The 20,123-nt window shown below is 64.9% G+C and carries 19 protein-coding genes; 14 read left to right on the forward strand and 5 right to left on the reverse strand.

Translation table 11 applies throughout. The annotated features are described in order from the left end of the window. Positions 1-318: 318 nt before the first annotated feature. The 5 genes from ACLV8F_RS05375 (at position 319) to ACLV8F_RS05395 (ending at position 6,048) form a co-directional block, all read left to right on the forward strand. A complete protein-coding gene (locus tag ACLV8F_RS05375) occupies positions 319-1,329 on the forward strand; it encodes an ABC transporter permease subunit (protein ID WP_411879545.1) in 1,011 nt (336 codons plus the stop codon). Further along, on the forward strand, positions 1,326-2,225 hold the full coding sequence (locus ACLV8F_RS05380; protein WP_411883214.1) for an ABC transporter permease subunit: 900 nt from the start codon (positions 1,326-1,328) through the stop codon (positions 2,223-2,225). Before ACLV8F_RS05375 ends, ACLV8F_RS05380 begins: the two co-directional genes overlap by 4 nt. 10 nt (positions 2,226-2,235) lie before the next feature. Continuing rightward, a complete protein-coding gene (locus ACLV8F_RS05385; RefSeq protein WP_411883215.1) occupies positions 2,236-3,252 on the forward strand; it encodes an ABC transporter ATP-binding protein in 1,017 nt (338 codons plus the stop codon). After that, positions 3,249-4,265, forward strand: a complete 1,017-nt coding sequence (locus ACLV8F_RS05390) for a peptide ABC transporter ATP-binding protein (protein ID WP_411883216.1) — start codon at positions 3,249-3,251, stop codon at positions 4,263-4,265. The genes ACLV8F_RS05385 and ACLV8F_RS05390 overlap by 4 nt, the downstream gene beginning before the upstream one ends. A gap of 133 nt (positions 4,266-4,398) precedes the next feature. Further along, a complete protein-coding gene (locus ACLV8F_RS05395; protein WP_411883217.1) occupies positions 4,399-6,048 on the forward strand; it encodes an ABC transporter substrate-binding protein in 1,650 nt (549 codons plus the stop codon). A gap of 118 nt (positions 6,049-6,166) precedes the next feature. Here the strand turns inward: ACLV8F_RS05395 and ACLV8F_RS05400 are convergent, their stop codons facing one another. Together ACLV8F_RS05400 and ACLV8F_RS05405 are read right to left on the reverse strand one after the other, a co-directional pair. After that, positions 6,167-7,870, reverse strand: coding sequence for a thiamine pyrophosphate-binding protein (locus ACLV8F_RS05400; RefSeq protein ID WP_411883218.1), 1,704 nt, complete (start codon positions 7,868-7,870; stop codon positions 6,167-6,169). A 171-nt stretch (positions 7,871-8,041) separates the two neighbouring features. Continuing rightward, the gene (locus ACLV8F_RS05405) at positions 8,042-8,350 is read right to left on the reverse strand and encodes a hypothetical protein (protein ID WP_411883219.1); all 309 of its coding nucleotides are present in this window, start codon (positions 8,348-8,350) and stop codon (positions 8,042-8,044) included. A gap of 169 nt (positions 8,351-8,519) precedes the next feature. Here ACLV8F_RS05405 and ACLV8F_RS05410 point away from each other — a divergent pair, with 169 nt between their 5' ends. The 8 genes from ACLV8F_RS05410 to ACLV8F_RS05445 all read left to right on the forward strand — a co-directional run bounded on the left by ACLV8F_RS05410 (position 8,520) and on the right by ACLV8F_RS05445 (position 16,691). Beyond that, positions 8,520-9,167 carry a TetR/AcrR family transcriptional regulator gene (locus ACLV8F_RS05410; protein WP_411883220.1) on the forward strand — a complete coding sequence of 216 codons (648 nt, stop codon included), beginning with the start codon at positions 8,520-8,522 and terminating at the stop codon, positions 9,165-9,167. Between the two features lie 148 nt (positions 9,168-9,315). Beyond that, positions 9,316-10,089, forward strand: a complete 774-nt coding sequence (locus ACLV8F_RS05415; RefSeq protein WP_411883221.1) for an ABC transporter permease — start codon at positions 9,316-9,318, stop codon at positions 10,087-10,089. A 73-nt stretch (positions 10,090-10,162) separates the two neighbouring features. Next, a complete protein-coding gene (locus ACLV8F_RS05420; RefSeq protein ID WP_411883222.1) occupies positions 10,163-11,170 on the forward strand; it encodes an ABC transporter substrate-binding protein in 1,008 nt (335 codons plus the stop codon). Positions 11,171-11,188: 18 nt separating this feature from the next. Beyond that, the gene (locus ACLV8F_RS05425; RefSeq protein WP_411883223.1) at positions 11,189-11,968 is read left to right on the forward strand and encodes an ABC transporter ATP-binding protein; all 780 of its coding nucleotides are present in this window, start codon (positions 11,189-11,191) and stop codon (positions 11,966-11,968) included. 12 nt (positions 11,969-11,980) lie between these two features. After that, entirely contained in the window at positions 11,981-13,411 is a 1,431-nt protein-coding gene (locus ACLV8F_RS05430; RefSeq protein WP_411883224.1) for an enolase C-terminal domain-like protein, read from the forward strand. A 31-nt stretch (positions 13,412-13,442) separates the two neighbouring features. Continuing rightward, complete coding sequence (locus ACLV8F_RS05435; RefSeq protein ID WP_411883225.1) at positions 13,443-14,606, forward strand: Gfo/Idh/MocA family protein; 1,164 nt, start codon at positions 13,443-13,445, stop codon at positions 14,604-14,606. A gap of 10 nt (positions 14,607-14,616) precedes the next feature. Next, positions 14,617-15,804 (forward strand): dihydrodipicolinate synthase family protein, encoded by a 1,188-nt coding sequence (locus ACLV8F_RS05440; RefSeq protein WP_411883226.1) that lies wholly within the window; start codon positions 14,617-14,619, stop codon positions 15,802-15,804. 8 nt (positions 15,805-15,812) lie between these two features. Continuing rightward, complete coding sequence (locus ACLV8F_RS05445) at positions 15,813-16,691, forward strand: sugar phosphate isomerase/epimerase family protein (RefSeq protein ID WP_411883227.1); 879 nt, start codon at positions 15,813-15,815, stop codon at positions 16,689-16,691. A 12-nt stretch (positions 16,692-16,703) separates the two neighbouring features. Here the strand turns inward: ACLV8F_RS05445 and ACLV8F_RS05450 are convergent, their stop codons facing one another. Beyond that, the gene (locus ACLV8F_RS05450; RefSeq protein WP_411883228.1) at positions 16,704-17,282 is read right to left on the reverse strand and encodes a histidine phosphatase family protein; all 579 of its coding nucleotides are present in this window, start codon (positions 17,280-17,282) and stop codon (positions 16,704-16,706) included. A gap of 97 nt (positions 17,283-17,379) precedes the next feature. On the opposite strand from ACLV8F_RS05450, the gene ACLV8F_RS05455 reads away from it, so the two are divergent. Next, positions 17,380-17,937: a DNA-3-methyladenine glycosylase gene (locus tag ACLV8F_RS05455; protein ID WP_411883229.1), complete on the forward strand. Its 558-nt coding sequence runs from the start codon at positions 17,380-17,382 to the stop codon at positions 17,935-17,937. A 7-nt stretch (positions 17,938-17,944) separates the two neighbouring features. Here ACLV8F_RS05455 and ACLV8F_RS05460 read toward each other — a convergent pair whose 3' ends face one another. Both ACLV8F_RS05460 and ACLV8F_RS05465 read right to left on the reverse strand, forming a co-directional pair. Continuing rightward, a complete protein-coding gene (locus ACLV8F_RS05460; protein WP_411883230.1) occupies positions 17,945-18,721 on the reverse strand; it encodes a MipA/OmpV family protein in 777 nt (258 codons plus the stop codon). Between the two features lie 125 nt (positions 18,722-18,846). Further along, positions 18,847-20,106 carry an MFS transporter gene (locus ACLV8F_RS05465; RefSeq protein WP_411883231.1) on the reverse strand — a complete coding sequence of 420 codons (1,260 nt, stop codon included), beginning with the start codon at positions 20,104-20,106 and terminating at the stop codon, positions 18,847-18,849. Positions 20,107-20,123 lie beyond the last annotated feature (17 nt).

A 20,123-nucleotide genomic window follows, 5' to 3' on the forward strand; every position in this document is an offset into this window, starting at 1 on the left:
CTCTGGCACGCTTCCTGCGTTACTCGGCCCGCCTTCCGCACGCGCTTCATTAGCGCTGCAAGCATCCCGAAAGCCTTGCTGATGCCATAGGGTTACTCTTTAGCCCCCCGGTGGCGGTAGCACCGAAAAATGACGGTATTGTTGATAAGATAAAAAATTCCCCGCGGCACCGCCCCGGGGCCTGACTGGACAGAACAAGATTCCCATGTTGATGCCACTGCATTTGAAGACGGGGGCGGCGGAAATTTCCGCGCGCTCCGCATGTCGCTTTCGCGACGGACATTCCCCAGCCCGCGCCATCTTTGGCACCTCGCGATAATGCTGCGCTTTATTTTTACCCGACTGAGCCTGATCATCCCCACCTTCCTCGGGATGACGCTGCTGGCCTTCTTCCTGATCCGCATGGTGCCGGGAGACCCGATTGAAACCATGGCGGGCGAACGCGGCATCGATCCGGTGCGCCACGCCCAGCTGCTCAAGGAATTCGGCCTGGACAAGCCCGTTATGGTGCAGTACGGCATCTACATCGTCCGTGTGCTCAAGGGCGACCTCGGCAAGTCCCTGATCACCCAGGAACCCGTGCTGCGCGAGTTCCTCACGCTGTTCCCGGCCACCATCGAGCTGGCCGTCTGCGCCATCCTGTTTGCATTGCTGATCGGCATACCGGCCGGCATCCTGGCGGCGGTGAAACGAAACTCGATACTCGACCATGGCGTCATGGGGGTGTCCCTTACGGGGTACTCGATGCCGATTTTCTGGTGGGGCCTGCTGCTGATCCTGCTGTTCTCGGTCGAGCTCGGCTGGACGCCGGTCTCCGGCCGGCTGTCGGTGCAGTACTTCATCGAGCCGACCACCGGCTTCCTGCTGATCGACTCGCTGCTGTCGGACGACAAGGGCGCATTCTGGTCGGCGGCCTCGCACCTGATCTTGCCCATGATCGTGCTGGGCACCAACCCGCTGGCGGTGATCGCGCGCATGACGCGCTCGGCCATGCTGGAAGTGCTGGGCGAGGACTACATCCGCACGGCGCGCGCCAAGGGCCTTTCCAACCTGCGCGTGGTGGCCCTGCATGCGCTGCGCAACGCGCTGATCCCGGTGGTCACCGTGATCGGCCTGCAGGTCGGCGTGCTGTTCACCGGCGCCATCCTCACCGAAACCATCTTTTCCTGGCCGGGCGTCGGCAAGTGGCTGATTGAAGCCATCAGCCGCCGCGACTACCCCGTGCTGCAGGGCGGCATTTTGTTGCTGGGCGCCATCGTCATGGCCGTCAACCTGCTGGTGGACATCACCTACGGCATCATCAACCCACGCATCAGGCACCAGCGATGAGCACGGCCACCTTGAAAACCACCACCCCGCCCGCGCCGCCGCACCCGCTGCGCGAGTTCTGGAACTACTTCAGCGCCAACAACGGCGCCGTGATCGGCCTGGTCATCGTCGTCGGCGTGCTGCTGGTCGCGCTGTTCGCGCCGCTGCTGGCGCCGCACGCGCCCAACATCACCGACAACACGGTGTTCCTCAAGCCGCCGGCCTGGCAGGCGGGCGGCTCCTGGACCTACCCGCTGGGCACCGACGCCATCGGCCGCGACATCCTCTCGCGCCTGATGTACGGCGCCCGCCTGTCGCTGGTCATCGGCCTGGCCGTGGTCGCGCTGTCGGTCATCGTCGGCACGGTGCTGGGCCTGCTGGCGGGCTTTTTCCGCGGCATCTTCGAGATCGCGGTGATGCGCCTGATGGACATCATCCTGACCCTGCCCAGCCTGCTGCTGGCCATCGTCATCGTGGCCATCCTCGGCCCCGGGCTGATGAACGCCATGCTGGCCGTGGCCATCGTCGTGCTGCCGCATTACGTGCGCATCACGCGCGCCGCGGTGATCGCCGAGACCTCGCGCGACTACGTGACCGCCGCGCGCATGAGCGGCGCCAGCCGCATCCGCCTGATGTTCAGCGAAATCCTGCCCAACTGCACGGCGCCGCTGATCGTGCAGGCCTCGCTGGGCGTCTCGACCGCCATCCTGGACGCAGCGGCCCTGGGCTTCCTGGGCCTGGGCGCACAGCCGCCCTCGCCCGAATGGGGCACCATGCTGGCCGATGCCCGCGAATTTGTCCTGCGCGCCTGGTGGGTTGTCACCTTCCCCGGCCTCGCAATTTTGATCACTGTGCTGGCCTTCAACTTGCTGGGCGACGGACTGCGTGACGCGTTCGACCCCAAGCTGAAGCGCTGAAAGATTTCGTATGGCCTTGTTAGAAATAGAAAACCTCTCCGTCGAGTTCCCCTCGCAAAACGGCGTCATGCATGCCGTCGACGGCATCAGCCTGTCGCTTGAAGAAGGCGAAGTCCTCGGCATCGTCGGTGAATCCGGCTCCGGCAAAAGCGTGACCATGATGGCCCTGATGGGCCTGGTGGCCTACCCCGGCCGCGTGAAAGCCGACAAGCTGCGCTTTGCCGGCCACGACCTCCTCAAGCTGTCACAAGGCGAGCGCAACAAGCTCATCGGCAAAGACGTGGCGATGATCTTCCAGGAACCCACGACCAGCCTGAACCCCTGCTTCACCATCGGCTTCCAGATCATGGAAACCCTGCGCCTGCATTTGGGCATGGACAAAAAAGCCGCCAAGCGCAAAGCCATCGAGCTGCTCGAGCAGGTCGGCATCAACTCGCCTGAAACGCGCCTGAAGGCCTACCCGCACCAGCTGTCGGGCGGCATGAACCAGCGCGTGATGATCGCCATGGCGATCGCCTGCAACCCGCGCCTGCTGATCGCCGACGAGCCGACCACGGCGCTCGACGTGACCATCCAGGCGCAGATCCTCGATTTGCTGCGCAGCCTGCAGAAAGAACGCGGCATGGCGCTGGTGCTGATCACGCACAACATGGGCGTGGTGTCCGAAATGGCGCAGCGCATCGCCGTGATGTACGCCGGCCAGATCATGGAAGAGCAAAGCGCGCACGCCCTCTTCAATACCCCCCAGCACCCTTACACCGAAGCCCTGCTGTCGGCCCTGCCCGAGCGCAGCGACGGCAGCGCGCGGCTGGCGACCATTCCCGGCATGGTGCCCGGCCTCTACGACCGGCCCGCCGGCTGCCTGTTTGCCCCGCGCTGCGCCTATGCCACCGAGCATTCGCGCAACGAGCGGCCGCTGCTGCGCGCCTGGAAGGACGGCATGGTGCGTTGCCACTACCCGCTCGGCGACCCCAGCCGCCAGGCCAACATCGAACACGACACCCCGCTGGTGGAGGCCGTGCAATGAGCACCGCCGCCATCACCCCACCAACCGCCGTGCAGGCGGGCCCCGTCGTCGAGGCCAAAAACCTCAAGCAGGTCTATGAGATCCGCCGCGGCTTCATGCGCAAGTCCGACCACCTGCAGGCGGTCGGCGGCGTATCCTTCTCGGTGCATGCCGGCAAGACGCTGGCCGTCGTCGGCGAATCCGGTTGCGGCAAGTCCACGCTGGCGCGCATGGTGTCGCTGATCGAAACCCCCACGGGCGGCGAACTGCGCATCACCGGCATCGACGCGGTCAACGCGCCGCATGACGAGCGCCTGGGCCTGCGCAAGGCCGTGCAGCTGGTGTTCCAGAACCCCTACGGCTCGCTGAACCCGCGCAAGAAAATCGGCGCCATCCTGGAAGCCCCGCTTGAGATCAACACCAAGCTGACGGCAGAGGAGCGCGCCGAAAAGGCCCGCGCCATGCTCGCCATGGTGGGCCTGCGCCCCGAGCACTACGACCGCTACCCGCACATGTTTTCGGGCGGGCAGCGCCAGCGCATCGCCATCGCGCGCGCGCTGATGCTCAACCCCACGGTGGTGGTGGCCGACGAGCCGGTCTCGGCGCTCGACGTCTCCATCCAGGCCCAGGTGCTCAACCTGCTGGCCGACCTGCAGCAGTCCATGGGCCTGGCCTACCTGTTCATCTCGCATGACCTGGGCGTGGTGCGTCACATCGCCCACGACGTGCTGGTGATGTACCTGGGCCACGCGGTCGAGCAAGGCGAAAAGAACACCCTGTTCAGCAAGCCACTGCATCCCTACACCCAGGCCTTGCTGGCGTCCACGCCGGGCCTGGCCGGCAGCACCGGCGTCAAGCAGCGCATCGTGCTCAAGGGCGAGCTGCCCTCGCCGCTGAACCCGCCCACCGGCTGCGTGTTTTCGACCCGCTGCCCGCACGTCACCGACCGCTGCCGCGCCGAAAGGCCGCAGCTGCGCGAAGTCGGCGGGCGCCAGGTCGCCTGCCACTATGCCGAAAACTTTCTCACTGCGTGACCTGAAACCATGCAATCCCGCACCGGTTTCAGGCCACGTTTTTTAATGACCAGGGCGCACCACGTCACGAATGTGGTGCAAACTGGCCGCAAGCCCCGCTGCGAAGCAGCATCAACCTCCAAAGGGATCGTCCATGATTCAGACTAAACCAAGTGCAAGCCCCCGCGCGAGTAAATTGCGCCCGGTCCAGCGCGCATTGCTGTGCGCCGTCGCCCTGCCAGCGCTGCTGGCACTTTCACCCGTCTCCGCGAAGACGCTGGTGTTCTGCTCTGAAGGCAGCCCCGAAAACTTCTACCCCGGTGTCAACACCACGGGTACGTCGTTTGATGCCAACGAACCCATTTACAACCGCCTCGTCGAATTCGAATACGGCGGCACCAAGGTCATCCCCGGCCTGGCCGAGAAATGGGACATTTCCGCCGACGGCAAGGAATACACCTTCACGCTGCGCAAGGGCGTGAAATGGCATGCCAGCAACAAGGCCTTCAAGCCGACGCGCGACTTCAACGCCGACGACGTGCTGTTCATGTTCGAGCGCCAGTGGAAGGAAGACAACGCCTTCTTCAAGGTCACCAGCCCCAACCATTCCTACTTCAGCGACATGGGCATGCCCAAGCTGATCAAGTCGATCGACAAGGTCAACGACCTCACCGTCAAGATCACGCTGAACCAGCCTGAAGCGCCTTTCCTCGCCAACCTGGCCATGCCTTACGCGGCCGTCCAGTCCAAGGAATACGCCGACGCCATGCTCAAGGCCGGCACGCCGGAAAAAATCGACCAGGACCCGGTCGGCACCGGCCCCTTCTACCTGGTGCAATACCAGAAAGACGCGGTCATCCGCTACAAGGCCTTCCCTCAGTACTGGGGCGGCAAGGCCAAGATCGACGACCTCGTGTACTCGATCACGCCTGATGCTTCCGTTCGCTGGGCCAAGCTGCAGAAGAACGAATGCCAGGTCATGCCTTACCCCAACCCCGCCGACCTGGACGCGATCCGCAAGGACGCCAACGTCACCATCGTCGAGCAGGCCGGCCTGAACGTGGGCTACCTCGCCTACAACACGACCAAGAAGCCGTTTGACGACGTGCGCGTGCGCAAGGCCATCAACATGGCCATCAACAAGAAAGCCATTGTTGACGGCGTGTACCTGAGCACCGGCGTTGCTGCCAAGAACCCGATCCCGCCGACCATGGCCGCGTACAACAACGCCATCAAGGACGACGAGTACAACCCCGAAGCCGCCAAGAAATTGCTGGCCCAGGCCGGTTTCCCCAACGGCTTCACCACCGACCTGTGGGCCATGCCCGTGCAGCGCCCGTACAACCCGAATGCCAAGCGCATCGCCGAGTTGATGCAGGCTGACCTGGTCAAGGTGGGCGTGACCGCCGAGATCAAGAGCTTCGAATGGGGCGAGTACCGCAAGCGCCTGCAGGCCGGCGAGCACCAGATGGGCATGCTGGGCTGGACCGGCGACAACGGCGATCCTGACAACTTCATGTACACCCTGCTCGGCTGCGCTTCGGCCCAGTCGGCCAGCGGTTCCAACATCGCGAAGTTCTGCTACCAGCCATACGAAGACCTGGTCCTGAAGGCCAAGACCGTGACCAACCCTGCCGAGCGCATCAAGCTCTACCAGCAGGCCCAGGTCATCTTCAAGGAACAGGCCCCCTGGTTCACCATCGCCCACGCGGTGCAATTGAAGCCCATCCGCAAGAGCGTGATCGGCTACAAGAACAGCCCGTTCGGCCGCCACAACTTCTACGCTGTGGACATCAAGGAGTAATCCTGGGTCCTCAGGGCTTGAAGCGGCTTCACCACGAAGCCGCTTTCATCCAAACGCCAAAAACAAAAAAGGCCGGCTCACCCCGGCCTTTTTTTATGTGCGCGAAATTCCGGGTGTGCTACGACGCCTTGGCCAGCGCGTTTTGCGTGATCGCCGACAGCGTGCCGCGCGTGGTGATGACCTCCGGGTCCAGCGTCACCTCGATCACCGTGCCCTCTTTTCGTGCGAGGGCGGCCAGCAACTCGGCCTCAAATTCGGCGGTGCGCGTGATGCGCACGCCCGCATAGCCGTAGGCGCGCGCCAGGCCGGCGAAGTCGGGGTTGTTCAGGCGCGAACCACTTTCGTGCGTCGGGTACTCCCTTTCCTGGTGCATGCGTATGGTGCCGTACATGCCGTTGTTGAGCAGCACGATGATGCTCTTGGCGCCATGCTGCACGGCCGTGGCCAGTTCCTGCCCGTTCATCAAAAAATCACCGTCGCCGGCAATCGTAAACGCCGTGCGGCCCGTCGTAATGGCCGCCGCGATGCCCGCCGGCACGCCATAACCCATGGCGCCCACCGTGGGCGCCAGCTGCGTCTTGTGGCCTTTGACGAGGCCGTGGTGTTTGAAGAAACGGTGCACCCAGCTGGCGAAGTTGCCCGCACCGTTGGTCAGCACCGCATCCGCCGGCAAATGCTTTTGCAGCAGGCCGACGATGGCCGGCATATCGATGTCGCCCGGCAGGTTGGCCGAGGGCGTGGGTTTCAGGTTCTCCAGGTAATCCTCGTTCGCCGATGCCGTCCAGGCCTCCCAGGCCACGGTCACCGGCGCGGTCAGCACCTCCAGCGAACGTGCGGCGGCGTTCATGGTGGCATTGATCGCCAGGTCGGCCTGGTAGACGCGGTTGAGCTCCTCGGCGCTGGCGTGGATGTGCACCAGTTTTTGTTTCGGCCGGGGCGCTTCGAGCAACGTGTAGTTGCCGGTCGTCATTTCGCCCAGGCGCGGGCCTATGGCGATGACCAGGTCGCTGGCTTTCACGCGTGCGGCCAGCTTGGGGTTCAGGCCTATGCCCACGTCGCCCGCGTAGAGCGGGTGGTGGTTGTCAAAGGTGTCCTGGAAGCGGAAGGCATTGCCCACCGGCAGCTTCCAGTTCTCGGCGAAGCGCTGCAGCGCCTGTGCCGACTGCGGCGTCCAGCCGCCGCCGCCGGCGATGATGAGCGGGCGCTCCGACTTGAGCAGCATCTCGCGCAGCGTGCGCAGCGAGCCCGGGTCGCTCCAGGCCTGCACCGCTTCCACGCGCGGCAGCGGCTGCGCGGCCGTCATGCGGGTCAGCATGTCTTCGGGCAGCACCAGCACCACCGGGCCGGGACGGCCGTTCATCGCGGTGGCGAAGGCGCGTGCCACATATTCGGGAATGCGGTCGGCGTCGTCGATGCGCTCCACGCGCTTGGCAAAGCCCTTGGTGCTGGGCCCGAAGAAGTTGAAATAGTCGACCTCCTGGAAGGCCTCGCGGTCGCGGCAGTCGCTGGCCACGTCGCCCACCAGCAGCACCATGGGCGTGGAGTCCTGGAAAGCCGTGTGCACGCCGATGGAGGCATTCGTGGCCCCCGGCCCGCGCGTGACTATGCACACGCCCGGCCGGCCTGTCAGCTTGCCGTGGGCCTCGGCCATAAAGGCCGCGCCGCCTTCCTGCCGGCAAGTAACGAACTGGATCTTGCCCTGGCGCGCATGCAGGCCGTCAAGCACGGCCAGATAACTTTCACCGGGCACGCCGAATGCGTGGGTAACGCCCTGGGCCAGAAGGCAGTCGACGAGAAGGTGGCCGGCGAGTTGTTGGGTCATCGCTGTATTGTGCCGCTGGAATGGGTACAACAGCAGCGCCTCAACATGTGCTGCTCCTAGCCAGCATGAGCCACGGGACTGGCTTTGCCAGACCGCAGGCGCATCGGCTCCTTCTTGTGATGAAAGGGGCAGGGAGAAGCCGCAGGCACGCGAAGTGAGCGACCGTGGGGGCTATTCAGGGGTGGCGGCGTCCCCGTCACTGCCGCCTGCGGCGAGGGCTTGCCGAGCCAGCTCTTCATCGCTGAGCGGCGGCGCCGCTTCGAGTGCCGCGAGTTCGTCGAGAAACTCCTGCGTCGGCTGCTCGTGCTCCAGCAGCACTTCCTCGAGCTTTTGCCGACCGGTTTCTGCATGCACGTTGGGCGAGACGAGGACGGTAGGCGGCACGGGGAATTTTTCGCCAAGCTCAAACTTCAGGGCTTCGGATTTTTCTTCAACCCAGTGCGCGAAATCACCGTCTTTGGGGGTGTTCGAATTGCTCATGGCGGGCCTCCTTGGCTAGCGTGGCGACCTGGGCGCGGATGGCCAAGGTCTGATTTCATTATGCGGCGATCGCGCTTGCGGCGGTAGTAGCCATGACACAGCTTCATGCGCATCGGCACCTCGGCCTACAGAACTTGCAATAATTCACCAAACAGTTAAATTCAACCATATGGCAGCCACCCCCTCTTCCGCGCAGGAACCGCGCCTGCGCGACGCCGACCGCTCACAGCAAACCATACTGCTGGCGGCGCGCGACGAGTTCGCGCTCTACGGCCTGGCCGGCGCGCGTGTGGACCGCATCGCCGAGCGCGCCGACATCAACAAGCGCCTGATCTACTACTACTTCAAGAGCAAGGACGAACTCTTCCTCGCGGTGCTGGAGAACACTTACGCCGACATACGCGCCGCCGAGCAGAAGCTGCACCTCGACGAAATGGACCCGGTCGAGGCCATCCGCGAACTGGTTTCCTTCACCTGGCATTACTACCTGGAGCACCCCGAGTTCATCTCGCTGCTCAACAGTGAAAACCAGCACAATGCGGCGCACCTGAAGAAGTCGGCCCGCATCCAGGAAATGAACTCGCCGCTGGTGCAGATGCTGGACACGGTGCTCGAGCGCGGGCGGCGCAAAGACCTGTTCCGCGCGGGCATAGACCCTATCCAGCTCTACATCTCGATTGCGTCGATTTGTTACTTCTACCTGTCGAACAACCAGACACTCTCGGCCATCTTCGGGCGCGACCTGCGCGCCCCGAAAGCCATGGCCCAGCGCCTGTCGCACATGACGGACATGGTGCTCGGCTACGTGATGCGCTGAGCGCCGCCAGGCGCGGCAACTCACCCCCGGAGTTTCCCTAGGGGCCGTTGACAGCCCCCACCCCAGCCCCAACAATTCACCGTATAGTTACATACGGACGTGCCGGCCTGCGGCGCCATGCCGCATGGGCGACAAGGAGACATATCCGATGCTGCGCAAGCTGCTGCTGTTACCGGCGCTCAGGCCTTTCCTGCTGATCATCCTGCTGCTGGTGCTGTGGGACCTAGCCATCCGCATCTTCAAGATCCCGGCCTACCTGATCCCCCGCCCCGAGGAAGTCGTGCGGCAACTGGTCGCGGAATGGAACAACCTGCTCAAGCAAAGCTGGAAGACCACGCAGGCCACGCTGGGCGGCTTCGCGCTCACCATCGTCATCGGCATTCCGCTGGCCATGGTCATCGCCTACTCGCGGCTGGTCGAGTCCTACGTCTACCCGCTGCTGGTGTTTTCGCAAAGCATTCCAAAGGTCGCGATCGCGCCGCTGTTTGTCGTGTGGTTCGGCTTCGGCATCTTCCCCAAGATCATTTCGGCCTTCCTGCTCGGTTTCTTCCCGGTGGTGGTCTCCACCGTCATGGGCTTCAAGTCGGTCGAGCCCGACATGCTGGACCTGGCGCGCTCCATGGGCGCCAGCCGCCTGCAGACCTTCTTCAAGATCAGCCTGCCGCAGGCCCTGCCCGCCATCTTCAGCGGCCTCAAGGTGTCCATCACGCTGGCCGTGGTGGGCGCGGTGGTCGGTGAATTTGTCGGCTCCAACTCCGGCATCGGCTATGTACTGCAGGTGGCCAACGGCAACTTCGACCTGCCGCTGATGTTCGCCGCGCTGGTGGTGCTGTCCACCATAGGCGTGCTGCTGTTCGCGGCCATAGACCTCGTTGAGAGGCTGATGATCCCCTGGCATGCCTCGCAGCGCCAGGTGTTCTAGGCCGCCGCCCCTCCCCTTTTGTTTTTCGTTCCCCTCGTCACGTTCCATCACCGGCAACCCCAGGAGACACATCATGAAGAACCGCATATCCCCTTTGCTCACCGCCATCGCCGGCGCGCTGGTGCTGGCCATGGCGCCCGCCCAGGCGCAGACCAAGGCGCCCGAAAAAGTCACGCTGATGCTCAACTGGTACCTCTACAGCGAGCACGCGCCTTTCTTCCTCGGCAAGGAGCGCGGCTTCTACGCCGAAGAAGGCATAGACCTGGACATCCAGGAAGGCCGCGGCTCGGCCGTCACCGCCCAGGCCGTGGCGGCCAAGTCGGCCACCTTCGGCTACATCGACGTCACCACCATGATCAAGGCCGCGGCCAAAGGCGCGCCGCTCAAGTCCACCGGCGTGCTGTTCCAGCTGAGCCCCATGTCGGTCATGGGTTTTGCCGACAAGAACATCAAGACGCCCAAGGACATCATCGGCAAGACCGTCGCCACCACGCCGGGCGACTCGATGTCGCAGATGTGGCCGCTGTTCCTCAAGGTCAACAACATCCAGGCCGACCAGGTCAAGATCGTCTCGGGCGACGGCCAGACCAAACTCAATGCCGTGATGAACGGCCAGGCCGACCTGCTGCTCGGCTACGTGATGGACCAGGCCATCAAGCTGCAGGACGCCACCGGCAAGCAGGTCTACCCGATACGCTTCGCCGACTCGGGCATCAACCAGATCAGCTCCGGCATCATCGCCAACAAAAACCTGCTGACCGAGAACCCCGACCTGGTCAAACGTTTTATGCGCGCGTCCACGCGCGCGGCCGAAGCCGCCGAGAAAAGCCCGGAAGCCGCCGTCGACGCCATGCTCAAGGCCAACCCCAAGGCCGGTGTGCGCGACACGCTGATCGTCGGCATGAAACAAAGCGTGGCGCTGTACCACACCAAGGAAACCGCCAACCAGCGCCCCTTCCGTGTGACCATGAAAAACGTCAGCGACTCGCTGGACCTGCTGGTGCAGTACGGCGGCATGGACGCCTCCACGCGCGGCAAACCCGAAGACTACGTGAGCCTGGACTTCCTCCCCCAGAACTGAAGAAGGCGTCCCTCATCCATGCCCAACGACCACCTGATAGAAGCCCGCGGTGTCTCCAAGACCTACCAGACCAAGGACGGCCCGGTCGAGTCCCTCAAGCCCCTGGACTTCTCGATCCGCGAGGGTGAATTCATCTCGGTCGTCGGGCCTTCGGGCTGCGGCAAAAGCACGCTGCTGAAAATGGTGGCCGGCCTGCTGCCCATCACGGGCGGCACGCTGACGCTGGCGGGCAAGCCCATCAACGGGCCGCAGAAAGACGTGGGCATCGTCTTCCAGAGCGCGGTGCTGCTGGCCTGGCGCACGGTGCTCAAAAACATCCTGCTGCAGGCCGAGATGCGCCACATGCCCAGGGAGCAGGCACTGGCCAAGGCGATGCAGCTGATAGAGATGGCCGGCCTCAAAGGGTTTGAAAACAAATACCCCTGGCAGCTGTCGGGCGGCATGCAGCAGCGCGCCTCCATCTGCCGCGCCCTGCTGCACGACCCTTCGGTGTTGCTGATGGACGAGCCCTTCGGCGCGCTGGACGCCATGACACGCGAGAAGATGAACCTGGAACTGCAGCGCATCTGGTCGGCCTCGAAAAAAACCGTGCTGCTGATCACCCACAGCATCCCGGAGGCCGTGTTCCTGTCGGACCGCGTCATCGTGATGAGCGAGCGGCCGGGTTCCATCGCCGCCACCTACGACATAGACCTGCCGCGCCCGCGCACACTGGACATGATGGGCTCGCCTGAATTCGCCGTCTACGCCAAAAAAGTGCGCGCGCATTTTTACTCGCAGGGCACGCTGGACCACTGAAGCCCCAAGCTCATGGACGAACCCCTTCGCTTCCAGATCGACGAGATCCGCTTTTCCGAGCGCGACGTGGTGCTGCGCCTGCCCTTCCGTTTCGGCGCGGCCACCGTGACCTCCTGCCCCCAGGTCTATGTGCAGGCGCGCATACGCTTTGCCGACGGGTCGACCTCGCTGGGATGCGCGGCGGAAATGATGATCCCGAAGTGGTTCGACAAAAACCCGGCGCTCTCCAACGAAGACAACTTCCAGCAGCTGCGCGATGCCCTCACAAGCGCCCGTGCCGCCTATTGCGCGGACACATCCGCCCGGACCGCCTGGCAGCATTTCGCGCATCACTACCAGGCCTTGCTCGACAAGGGCGCGGCCGCCGGCCTCAACCCGCTGGCAGCCGGCTACGGCCCGGCCCTGCTGGACCGCGCGATCCTGGACGCGCTGCTGCTCAAGCTCAACGGCAGTTTTGCCGCCGGCATGAGCGCCAACCTGGCCGGCATCGACGTGCGCGGCAGCGGCCTGGCCGGCGAGCTGCGCGATTTCGACATGGCGCGCTTCCTCTCGCTGCAGATGCCGCGCAAGCAGATCGCGGCGCGGCACACCGTCGGCCTGGCCGATGCGATCACCCAGGCGGACAAACCCGCGGGCGAACCCATGGACGGCCTGCCTACCTCGCTGGAGGCCGCCATCAAGCGCTACGGCCACCGGCATTTCAAGATCAAGCTCAGCGGCGACACCAAGGCCGACATGGCGCGGCTGACGGCCATCAGCCACGTGCTGGAAGGCGTGGCGCGTGTCATCACGCTGGACGGCAACGAGCAATACGCCAGCGCCGGCGCCTTTGCCGACTTCTTCACGCAGGTCACCTCGGAGCCCCAGCTCGCGCCGCTGCTGGCGTGCACCGCTTTTGTGGAGCAGCCGCTGCGCCGCGACCAGGCGCTGGCGCAGGACGTGTCGGCGCTGGCCCAGAAGATTCCGCTGCTGGTCGATGAATCCGACGCCACGCTGGACGCCTTTGCGCAGGCCAGGCCGCTGGGCTACACCGGCGTGTCGAGCAAAAGCTGCAAGGGCTTTTACAAGTCGGTCATCAACGCCGCGCGCTGCGCGATGTGGAATGAATCCTCGCCTGGCGCGCCTTATTTCCTCTCGGGCGAAGACCTCACCATGCAGGCCGGCCTGGGCGTGCAGCAAGACCTGGCGCTGGTCAGCTGGCTGGGCCTGGCGCACGTGGAGCGCAACGGCCACCACTACGTCAACGGCCTGATGGCCGCACCCCAGGCCGAGCAGCAAAACCTGCTGCTGGCGCACGACACGCTCTACGAGTACAGCTGTGACGCCGTGCGGCTGCGCATCAAGGGCGGGCAAATCGCGTTGGGCTCGCTCGACACACCCGGCTTCGCCACCGGCCAGGCCGGCGGCCAGATTTCCTGGGACGCGATGCGTTCCTTTTACTGAACATCACTGAACACAGCAACAAGGAGTACACATGAGCAAACCCACCCTGGGCATCATCATGCACGGCGTGACCGGCCGCATGGGCACCAACCAGCACCTGATCCGCTCCATCCTGGCGATACGCGCCCAGGGCGGCGTGCTGCTGTCCGACGGCAGCCGCGTCATGCCTGACCCCATCCTCATAGGCCGCAATGCCGGCAAGATCGAAGCGCTGGCCCGCGAGCACGGCGTGGCCCGCTGGGGCACAGACCTGGACCAGGCGCTGGCCAATCCCCATGACAGCATCTTCTTCGACGCCGGCACCACGCAGATGCGCCCCACCCTGCTGGCCAAGGCGATACGTGCCGGCAAGCACGTCTACTGCGAAAAGCCGATCGCCACCAACCTCAACGAGGCCGTTGAAATCGCCCGCCTGGCGCAAGGCTCGGGCCTGAAGCACGGCGCGGTGCAGGACAAGCTCTTTTTGCCCGGCCTGCGCAAGCTCGACATGTTGCGCCGCGCCGGCTTCTTCGGCCGCATGCTGTCGGTGCGGCTGGAGTTCGGTTACTGGGTGTTCGAGGGCGACCTGCAGCCCATCCAGCGTCCGAGCTGGAACTACCGCAGCGAAGACGGCGGCGGCATGATCCTGGACATGATGTGCCACTGGCGTTATGTGCTGGACAACCTGTTCGGCGAGGTCAAATCCGTCTCCTGCATAGGCGCCACCCACATTCCCGAACGCTGGGACGAAGCCGGCAAACCCTACAAGGCCACCGCCGACGACGCGGCCTATGCCACGGCCGAACTCACGGGCCACAACGGCGAGCCGGTCATCGCCCAGATGAACATGTCATGGGCCACGCGCGTGCGCCGCGACGACCTGGTCACCTTCCACGTGGACGGCACGCACGGATCGGCCGTGGCGGGCCTGCAGAGCTGCCGCGCCCAGTCGCGCGTGACCACGCCGCGCCCGGTGTGGAACCCCGACCAGAAACAGATGATGAATTTTTTCGACCAGTGGCAGGAAGTGCCGGACTCGCAAACCTACGACAACGGCTTCAAGATCCAGTGGGAACACTTCATACGCCACGTGGCCGAGAACGAGCCCTACCGCTGGACGCTGCCCGAAGGCGCCAAGGGCGTGCAGCTGGTCGAGGCGGCGCTGCAAAGCTGGAAAGAGCGGCGCTGGGTGGATGTGCCGCCGCTCAAGATCTGAGGGATTCCCCATGGCGCTCACACTCACCTTGCCCGATGCAGGCGGCGGCCTGAAACCTTATACGCTGCGCGGCAGCACGCCCGTCAAGCCCGTACCGGGCACGCGCTTTAACCGCATCGCCTATTCCGCCGCCCACGTCGTGGCCGACCCGCTGGCGGCGGTGGACCCGTGGCTGGCATGCGCCGTCGACTGGGACGCCACCATCGCCTACCGGCGCCACCTGTGGTCGCTGGGCCTGGGCGTGGCCGAAGCCATGGACACCGCCCAGCGCGGCATGGGCCTGGACTGGCCGACCTCGCTGGAACTGATACGCCGCTCGCTGGACGCGGCCAAAGACATGCCGGGCGCGTTGATTGCCTCAGGCTGCGGCACCGACCACCTGGTGCTGGAAAACGTCAAGAGCGTCGACAACGTCATTCGCGGCTATGAAGAACAGATGGAAGCCATTGAAAAGCTGGGCGGCAAGCTCATCGTGATGGCCTCGCGCGCGCTGGCCCGCGTGGCGCAAAGCCCGGCCGACTACGAACGCGTCTACGACCGCATCCTGCGCCAGGCAAAGCAGCCCGTGGTGCTGCACTGGCTGGGCGACATGTTCGACCCGGCGCTGGCCGGCTACTGGGGCAGCCCCGACACCGACCGTGCCATGGACACGGCCCTGGGCATCATCGAGGCGCATGCCGCCAAGGTCGACGGCATCAAGATCTCGCTGCTGGACAAGGACAAGGAAATCGCCATGCGCCGCAGGCTGCCCGCCGGCGTGCGAATGTACACCGGTGACGATTTCAATTACGCCGAGCTGATCGCCGGCGACGGCGTGGGCAAGGAAGCCACGCACGGCAAGAGTGACGCACTGCTGGGCATCTTTGACGCCATCGCCCCCGCCGCCAGCGCCGCGCTGGGCGAGCTGGGGCAGGGCAAGCTGGAGAAATTCCACGCCATCCTGGCCCCGACGGTTCCCCTGTCGCGCCACATCTTTGCGGCGCCCACGCGCTTTTACAAAACCGGCGTCGTGTTCATGGCGTGGCTCAACGGCCACCAATCGCACTTCACCATGGTGGGCGGCCAGCAGAGCACGCGCTCGCTGCAACACCTGGCGGAACTGTTTCGCCTGGCCGACGCGGCCCAGGTGCTGGAGCAGCCCGAACTCGCCGTGCGCCGCATGAAAACCCTGCTCGCACTGCACGGCGTTGACAACTGAAGACAGCGATGCGCGATTTTTCCCAAGACCACCGCTGGCTGTCCATCAACACGGCCACCATTCGCAAAAGCCGCGGCGTCGATGTCCCCTTGCCCGCCATCATTGAAGCCTGCGTGCAACGCGGCATCAAGGCGATCTCGCCCTGGCGCGACCAGGTCGCCGCAGCCGGCCTGCCCGCGGTTTCAAAACTCGTCAAAACCCACGGACTGGAACTGTCGGGCTACTGCCGGGGCGGCATGTTTCCGGCGGCGGATGCGGCGGGCCTCAAGGCCGCGCATGAGGACAACCGCCGCGCCGTCGACGAGGCCTGCGAACTCAACGCCGCCTGCCTGGTGCTGGTGGTGGGCGGCCTGCCCGGCGCGCTGGCCGGCAAGGCCGCGCACAAGGACATCGCGCTGTCGCGCAGCCAGGTGTTTGACGGCATTGCCACCTTGCTCGAACACGCCAGGGCCAGCAAGATGCCGCTGGCCATAGAGCCGCTGCACCCCATGTACGCCGCCGACCGCGCCTGCATCAACACCATGGAGCACGCGCTGGACGTCTGCGACGCACTGGACCCTGGAAACACAGGCGCACTTGGCGTGGCGGTGGACGTGTACCACGTCTGGTGGGACCCCAAGCTTGAAGCCCAGATCCGGCGCGCCGGCAAAAACCGGCTGCTGGCCTTTCACGTCTGTGACTGGCTGACGCCGACCACCGACCTGCTCAACGACCGCGGCATGATGGGCGACGGCGTCATCGACATCCCGAAAATCCGCGGCTGGGTGGAAGCCCAGGGCTTCGCAGGCTACAGCGAGGTGGAGATTTTTTCGGCCGGCCACTGGTGGCAGCGCGACGCGGCTGAAGTGCTGGACACCTGTATCGCAAGGCACCGCAACTCGGTATGAGCGGTGCGCGGCTCAGGGTGTGTGGGCCGTCATCCGGCCTGCTACCTTGAAACGGCCGTCCCCCTGCGGCGTGAGTACCACCATCTCGCCTGTGTCCGGTGCTATGCCGGTCAGGGCGGCAATGGTCGAGCCGTGCGACACCATCACCGTATTGCCGTTTGCCGGTTTCTGGCCGGCCAGGGGCCTAAGGCCGGCCAGTTGCCGGTCAGCCTCCCCGCTGCGGCCAAAGAGGTTGCCCAGGGCAGGCGTCAACACGGGCGTCGCCCCGAAAGCCAGCTTTGCCGTTTCAATCGACCGGCACCACGGACTGGACAGCAGCCGCCCGACGGTAATACCGCGCCGGCGGAAGGCTTCGCCCAGTTGCCGCGCATGTGCGCGGCCTTCATCGCTCAGGTTGCGCTGGGTGCCGCAATCGTCGAGTTTCATGCCTTCCGGGTCCCCCACACCGGGCGTCGTCAAGGCATGCCGGATCAGCACCACCTGGCCGCCGCCCTTGAGCCGCGTCCACAAGGCTTCATCCGCCAGTGCGAACGACGTCCACGCCAGCGCCGCCATCAAGGCCAGCAAGCGAAAAGTTCGTCTCAGGGTCATCAGGCCAGCTCCATGGGTTTTCAGCCATACTACGCCGCACCATTTGCCCCTGTGATACGGTGGGGCACTGAGGCGCCGTGACCTGACAACCTGAAACATGACCCTTGATTTTCTGGCTCCTTCGCCAGTGCTTGCCCGCCGGCTGATAGGCGCCATCCTGCTGGTTGAAGGCGTGGGCGGGCGCATCGTCGAGACCGAAGCCTACGACCGCAAGGACCCGGCCTCGCACACCTTTGCCGGCCCTACGCCGCGCAATGCGGTCATGTTCGGCCAGCCTGCCCATGCTTATGTCTACCTGTCCTACGGGATTCACTGGTGCCTGAACATCGTCTGCCGCGAGGAAGGCCACGGCGCCGGCGTGCTGATACGCGCCATCGAACCGCTTGCCGGGCTGGAGCTGATGCGCCAGCGGCGCGGGCTGGACGATGCACGCCTGCTGTGCGCCGGGCCCGGGCGGCTGGGCCAAGCGCTGGGGATCACCCGGAACCACAACGGGCTCAGCATCACTTTGCCGCCTTTTGATCTGGTGCCGGCGCCTGGGCGCCCACGCGTCGTCAGCGGCCCGCGTATCGGTATTACCAAGGCGATGGAGCAGCCCTGGCGTTTCGGGCTGGAGGGTTCGTGTTTCCTGAGCCGGCCTTTTCGCCAAGCCTAGCGCGTGTTCAGCGGAAGCGGTAGGACACCGCGATGTAGCCGGTGTCCTGCGTGCGGCGGCTGACCAGCGGGCTGTTGTGCACCGATGAGTCGAGCCACCTGCGGCGCACCTGCATGCTCAGCGTCCAGGGCTCGCCCAGCGGCACGTCCACCGCCAGGCCCAGCATCGGAGTCGTGGAAGCCCCGGCGTTGTATGCCGCGAAGCCGCTGGCGGCCGACTCCGCCGCGCTGACGCCATACAGATAGTTGTTGTACTTGGCGTTGCCGTATTCCAACCCCACCTGCGGAAAGAAGGACCAGCTGCCGACCTTGAACTCCGCCGCGTAGATGGCCTCCACCAAACTGCCATGCGACTTGTTGGCGTCGACAAAGGCGTTCAAAAACAGCGCGCCGTAAGGCGTTTCCTGGAAAGTGCCTATGCCCAGCGGGATCGGCGTCTTGCGGTCTTTGAGGCCGGACAGCGCGGCGGTGTCGGCACGCCAGCCGTCCTGGCTGACGCGGCCCGCGAGTTCCAGGTAGCCATAGCCGAACTTGACGGTCTTCAGGCTCAGGGTGTCCACGCGCACGGCGAGGCGGCCGTAGTCAAAAAATCCGTAGGGCAGCAGGCGGGTTTCGTTGTCCTTGCTGCGGATCACGCTTTGCGTGCTGTAAACCGCGCCGCCCACGTCGCCCGTCAGCTCGTACTTGATCGGTGCGATCTGCGCTGCCGCCAGCATGGGCAGCAGGCATGCGATACCCGGCAAGGTACGGGGTAAAAAGGCCATCGCATACCGGGTGTGAGTCATGAAAATCAGTATAGGCCTGGGCCCCCGAAAATGCACCCGCGCAAGGCCTTCAGGCCTCACCTTGCGCAACTCCAGCGCAAAACCGTTGTTGCCGCGCACACCCGCCGCGGTTCAACCCCAGGTTTCTAGACGGCCGTCGGCACCTGGCCCGCCGCAGGCAGCGCCGTGCGGCGCACGCGGCGCACATTGAAGGCGCTGGCGATCAGAATGCCCTGCATCAGCGCCAGGCCCAGCAGCACGCCGCGGTACTGGCCGTGGTCCATCATCACGCCGAAAATCAGCGGCGAGACAGCCTGGCCGATGTCCAGGCCCGCATACACCACGCCATAGACGCGGCCCGAGGCGTTGTCCGGTGTCGAGCGCTTGACCAGCAGGTCGCGCGACGGCCCGGCAATGCCTGAAGAGAAACCCATGACGCCGAACAGCACCGGCACCACCCACGCGGGGTAGCTGCCCAGCGCCAGCAGCAGCGCGAACACGGCCGCCACGCCAAAGCCTATGCCGACGATGCGTTCGCAGCGCGCGGGATTCGACGCGAGAAAGCCGCCGAACACCATGCCGCCCGCGCTGCACACCATGTAAATCGTCAGGCACATGGCCACCAGCGGCAACGGCACGTCATGCAGCTGGCGCGCGGCCTCCGGCGCGAAAGCCTGCACCACGCTGAGCACAATCGCGTACCAGAAGAAGAACGCAAAACACATCCACACCGCGGGAATCTTCAAAAAGCCCAGCGAGCTGTCGGCGGCAACCGCGCCTTTGGCGGGCGCCGTCACGGTGAGCGTGAGCTTGTCGCGGTTGGCCACCAGCACGGCCAGCACCGCAAAAGCCAGCACGCCCGCGCAGGCCAGCGCCACGCGCCAGGAAAACGCGAAGGTCAAAGGCACCAGCATGGCCGGGGCCAGCGCCCAGCCCAGGCTGCCGGTGATGCCGTGCACGCTGTAGGCGTGGCCCAGGCGCGGCGCGCTGACCTTGCGGTTGAGCAGCGTGTAATCGACCGGATGGAACACGCCGTTGCCGATGCCGGCGAGCACGGCAAAGCCGGCCATCATCCAGTAGCTGGTGCTGATGGAGTAACCGAAAGCGGCCAGGCCCAGCAAGGTCAGGCCGCCAAACAGGATGGGACGCGGGCCGAATTTGTCGACCACAAAACCCGACAAGGCCTGCACAGCGCACGAGGTGACAAAAAAGATCGTCATCAGGAAGCCGAGTTCGGCGTAGGTCACGTCAAACGCTTCCTTGAGCCAGGGAAACAGCGGCGCCAGCAAGAGCTGGCTGAAGTGGCTGATCAGGTGGGCCGTGCCGACCAGGCCGATGACGCCGGCGTCCTGTTTGAGCGAAATCGCGTTGCCGGCGGGCGCGGCCGCGGTGCTTGAAGTATTCATGGCGCTATCGTAGTATT

It is taken from the genome of Polaromonas sp. YR568, assembly GCF_943369675.1.
GTDB lineage: Bacteria > Pseudomonadota > Gammaproteobacteria > Burkholderiales > Burkholderiaceae_C > Polaromonas.

Bases quoted from the DNA above. Each gene is read 5' to 3' on its own strand.
- ACLV8F_RS05375 (WP_411879545.1), top strand. From the start codon at position 319: ATGCTGCGCTTTATTTTTACCCGACTGAGCCTGATCATCCCCACCTTC.
- ACLV8F_RS05380 (WP_411883214.1), top strand. From the start codon at position 1,326: ATGAGCACGGCCACCTTGAAAACCACCACCCCGCCCGCGCCGCCGCAC.
- ACLV8F_RS05385 (WP_411883215.1), top strand. From the start codon at position 2,236: ATGGCCTTGTTAGAAATAGAAAACCTCTCCGTCGAGTTCCCCTCGCAA.
- ACLV8F_RS05390 (WP_411883216.1), top strand. From the start codon at position 3,249: ATGAGCACCGCCGCCATCACCCCACCAACCGCCGTGCAGGCGGGCCCC.
- ACLV8F_RS05395 (WP_411883217.1), top strand. From the start codon at position 4,399: ATGATTCAGACTAAACCAAGTGCAAGCCCCCGCGCGAGTAAATTGCGC.
- ACLV8F_RS05400 (WP_411883218.1), bottom strand. From the start codon at position 7,870: ATGACCCAACAACTCGCCGGCCACCTTCTCGTCGACTGCCTTCTGGCC.
- ACLV8F_RS05405 (WP_411883219.1), bottom strand. From the start codon at position 8,350: ATGAGCAATTCGAACACCCCCAAAGACGGTGATTTCGCGCACTGGGTT.
- ACLV8F_RS05410 (WP_411883220.1), top strand. From the start codon at position 8,520: ATGGCAGCCACCCCCTCTTCCGCGCAGGAACCGCGCCTGCGCGACGCC.
- ACLV8F_RS05415 (WP_411883221.1), top strand. From the start codon at position 9,316: ATGCTGCGCAAGCTGCTGCTGTTACCGGCGCTCAGGCCTTTCCTGCTG.
- ACLV8F_RS05420 (WP_411883222.1), top strand. From the start codon at position 10,163: ATGAAGAACCGCATATCCCCTTTGCTCACCGCCATCGCCGGCGCGCTG.
- ACLV8F_RS05425 (WP_411883223.1), top strand. From the start codon at position 11,189: ATGCCCAACGACCACCTGATAGAAGCCCGCGGTGTCTCCAAGACCTAC.
- ACLV8F_RS05430 (WP_411883224.1), top strand. From the start codon at position 11,981: ATGGACGAACCCCTTCGCTTCCAGATCGACGAGATCCGCTTTTCCGAG.
- ACLV8F_RS05435 (WP_411883225.1), top strand. From the start codon at position 13,443: ATGAGCAAACCCACCCTGGGCATCATCATGCACGGCGTGACCGGCCGC.
- ACLV8F_RS05440 (WP_411883226.1), top strand. From the start codon at position 14,617: ATGGCGCTCACACTCACCTTGCCCGATGCAGGCGGCGGCCTGAAACCT.
- ACLV8F_RS05445 (WP_411883227.1), top strand. From the start codon at position 15,813: ATGCGCGATTTTTCCCAAGACCACCGCTGGCTGTCCATCAACACGGCC.
- ACLV8F_RS05450 (WP_411883228.1), bottom strand. From the start codon at position 17,282: ATGACCCTGAGACGAACTTTTCGCTTGCTGGCCTTGATGGCGGCGCTG.
- ACLV8F_RS05455 (WP_411883229.1), top strand. From the start codon at position 17,380: ATGACCCTTGATTTTCTGGCTCCTTCGCCAGTGCTTGCCCGCCGGCTG.
- ACLV8F_RS05460 (WP_411883230.1), bottom strand. From the start codon at position 18,721: ATGACTCACACCCGGTATGCGATGGCCTTTTTACCCCGTACCTTGCCG.
- ACLV8F_RS05465 (WP_411883231.1), bottom strand. From the start codon at position 20,106: ATGAATACTTCAAGCACCGCGGCCGCGCCCGCCGGCAACGCGATTTCG.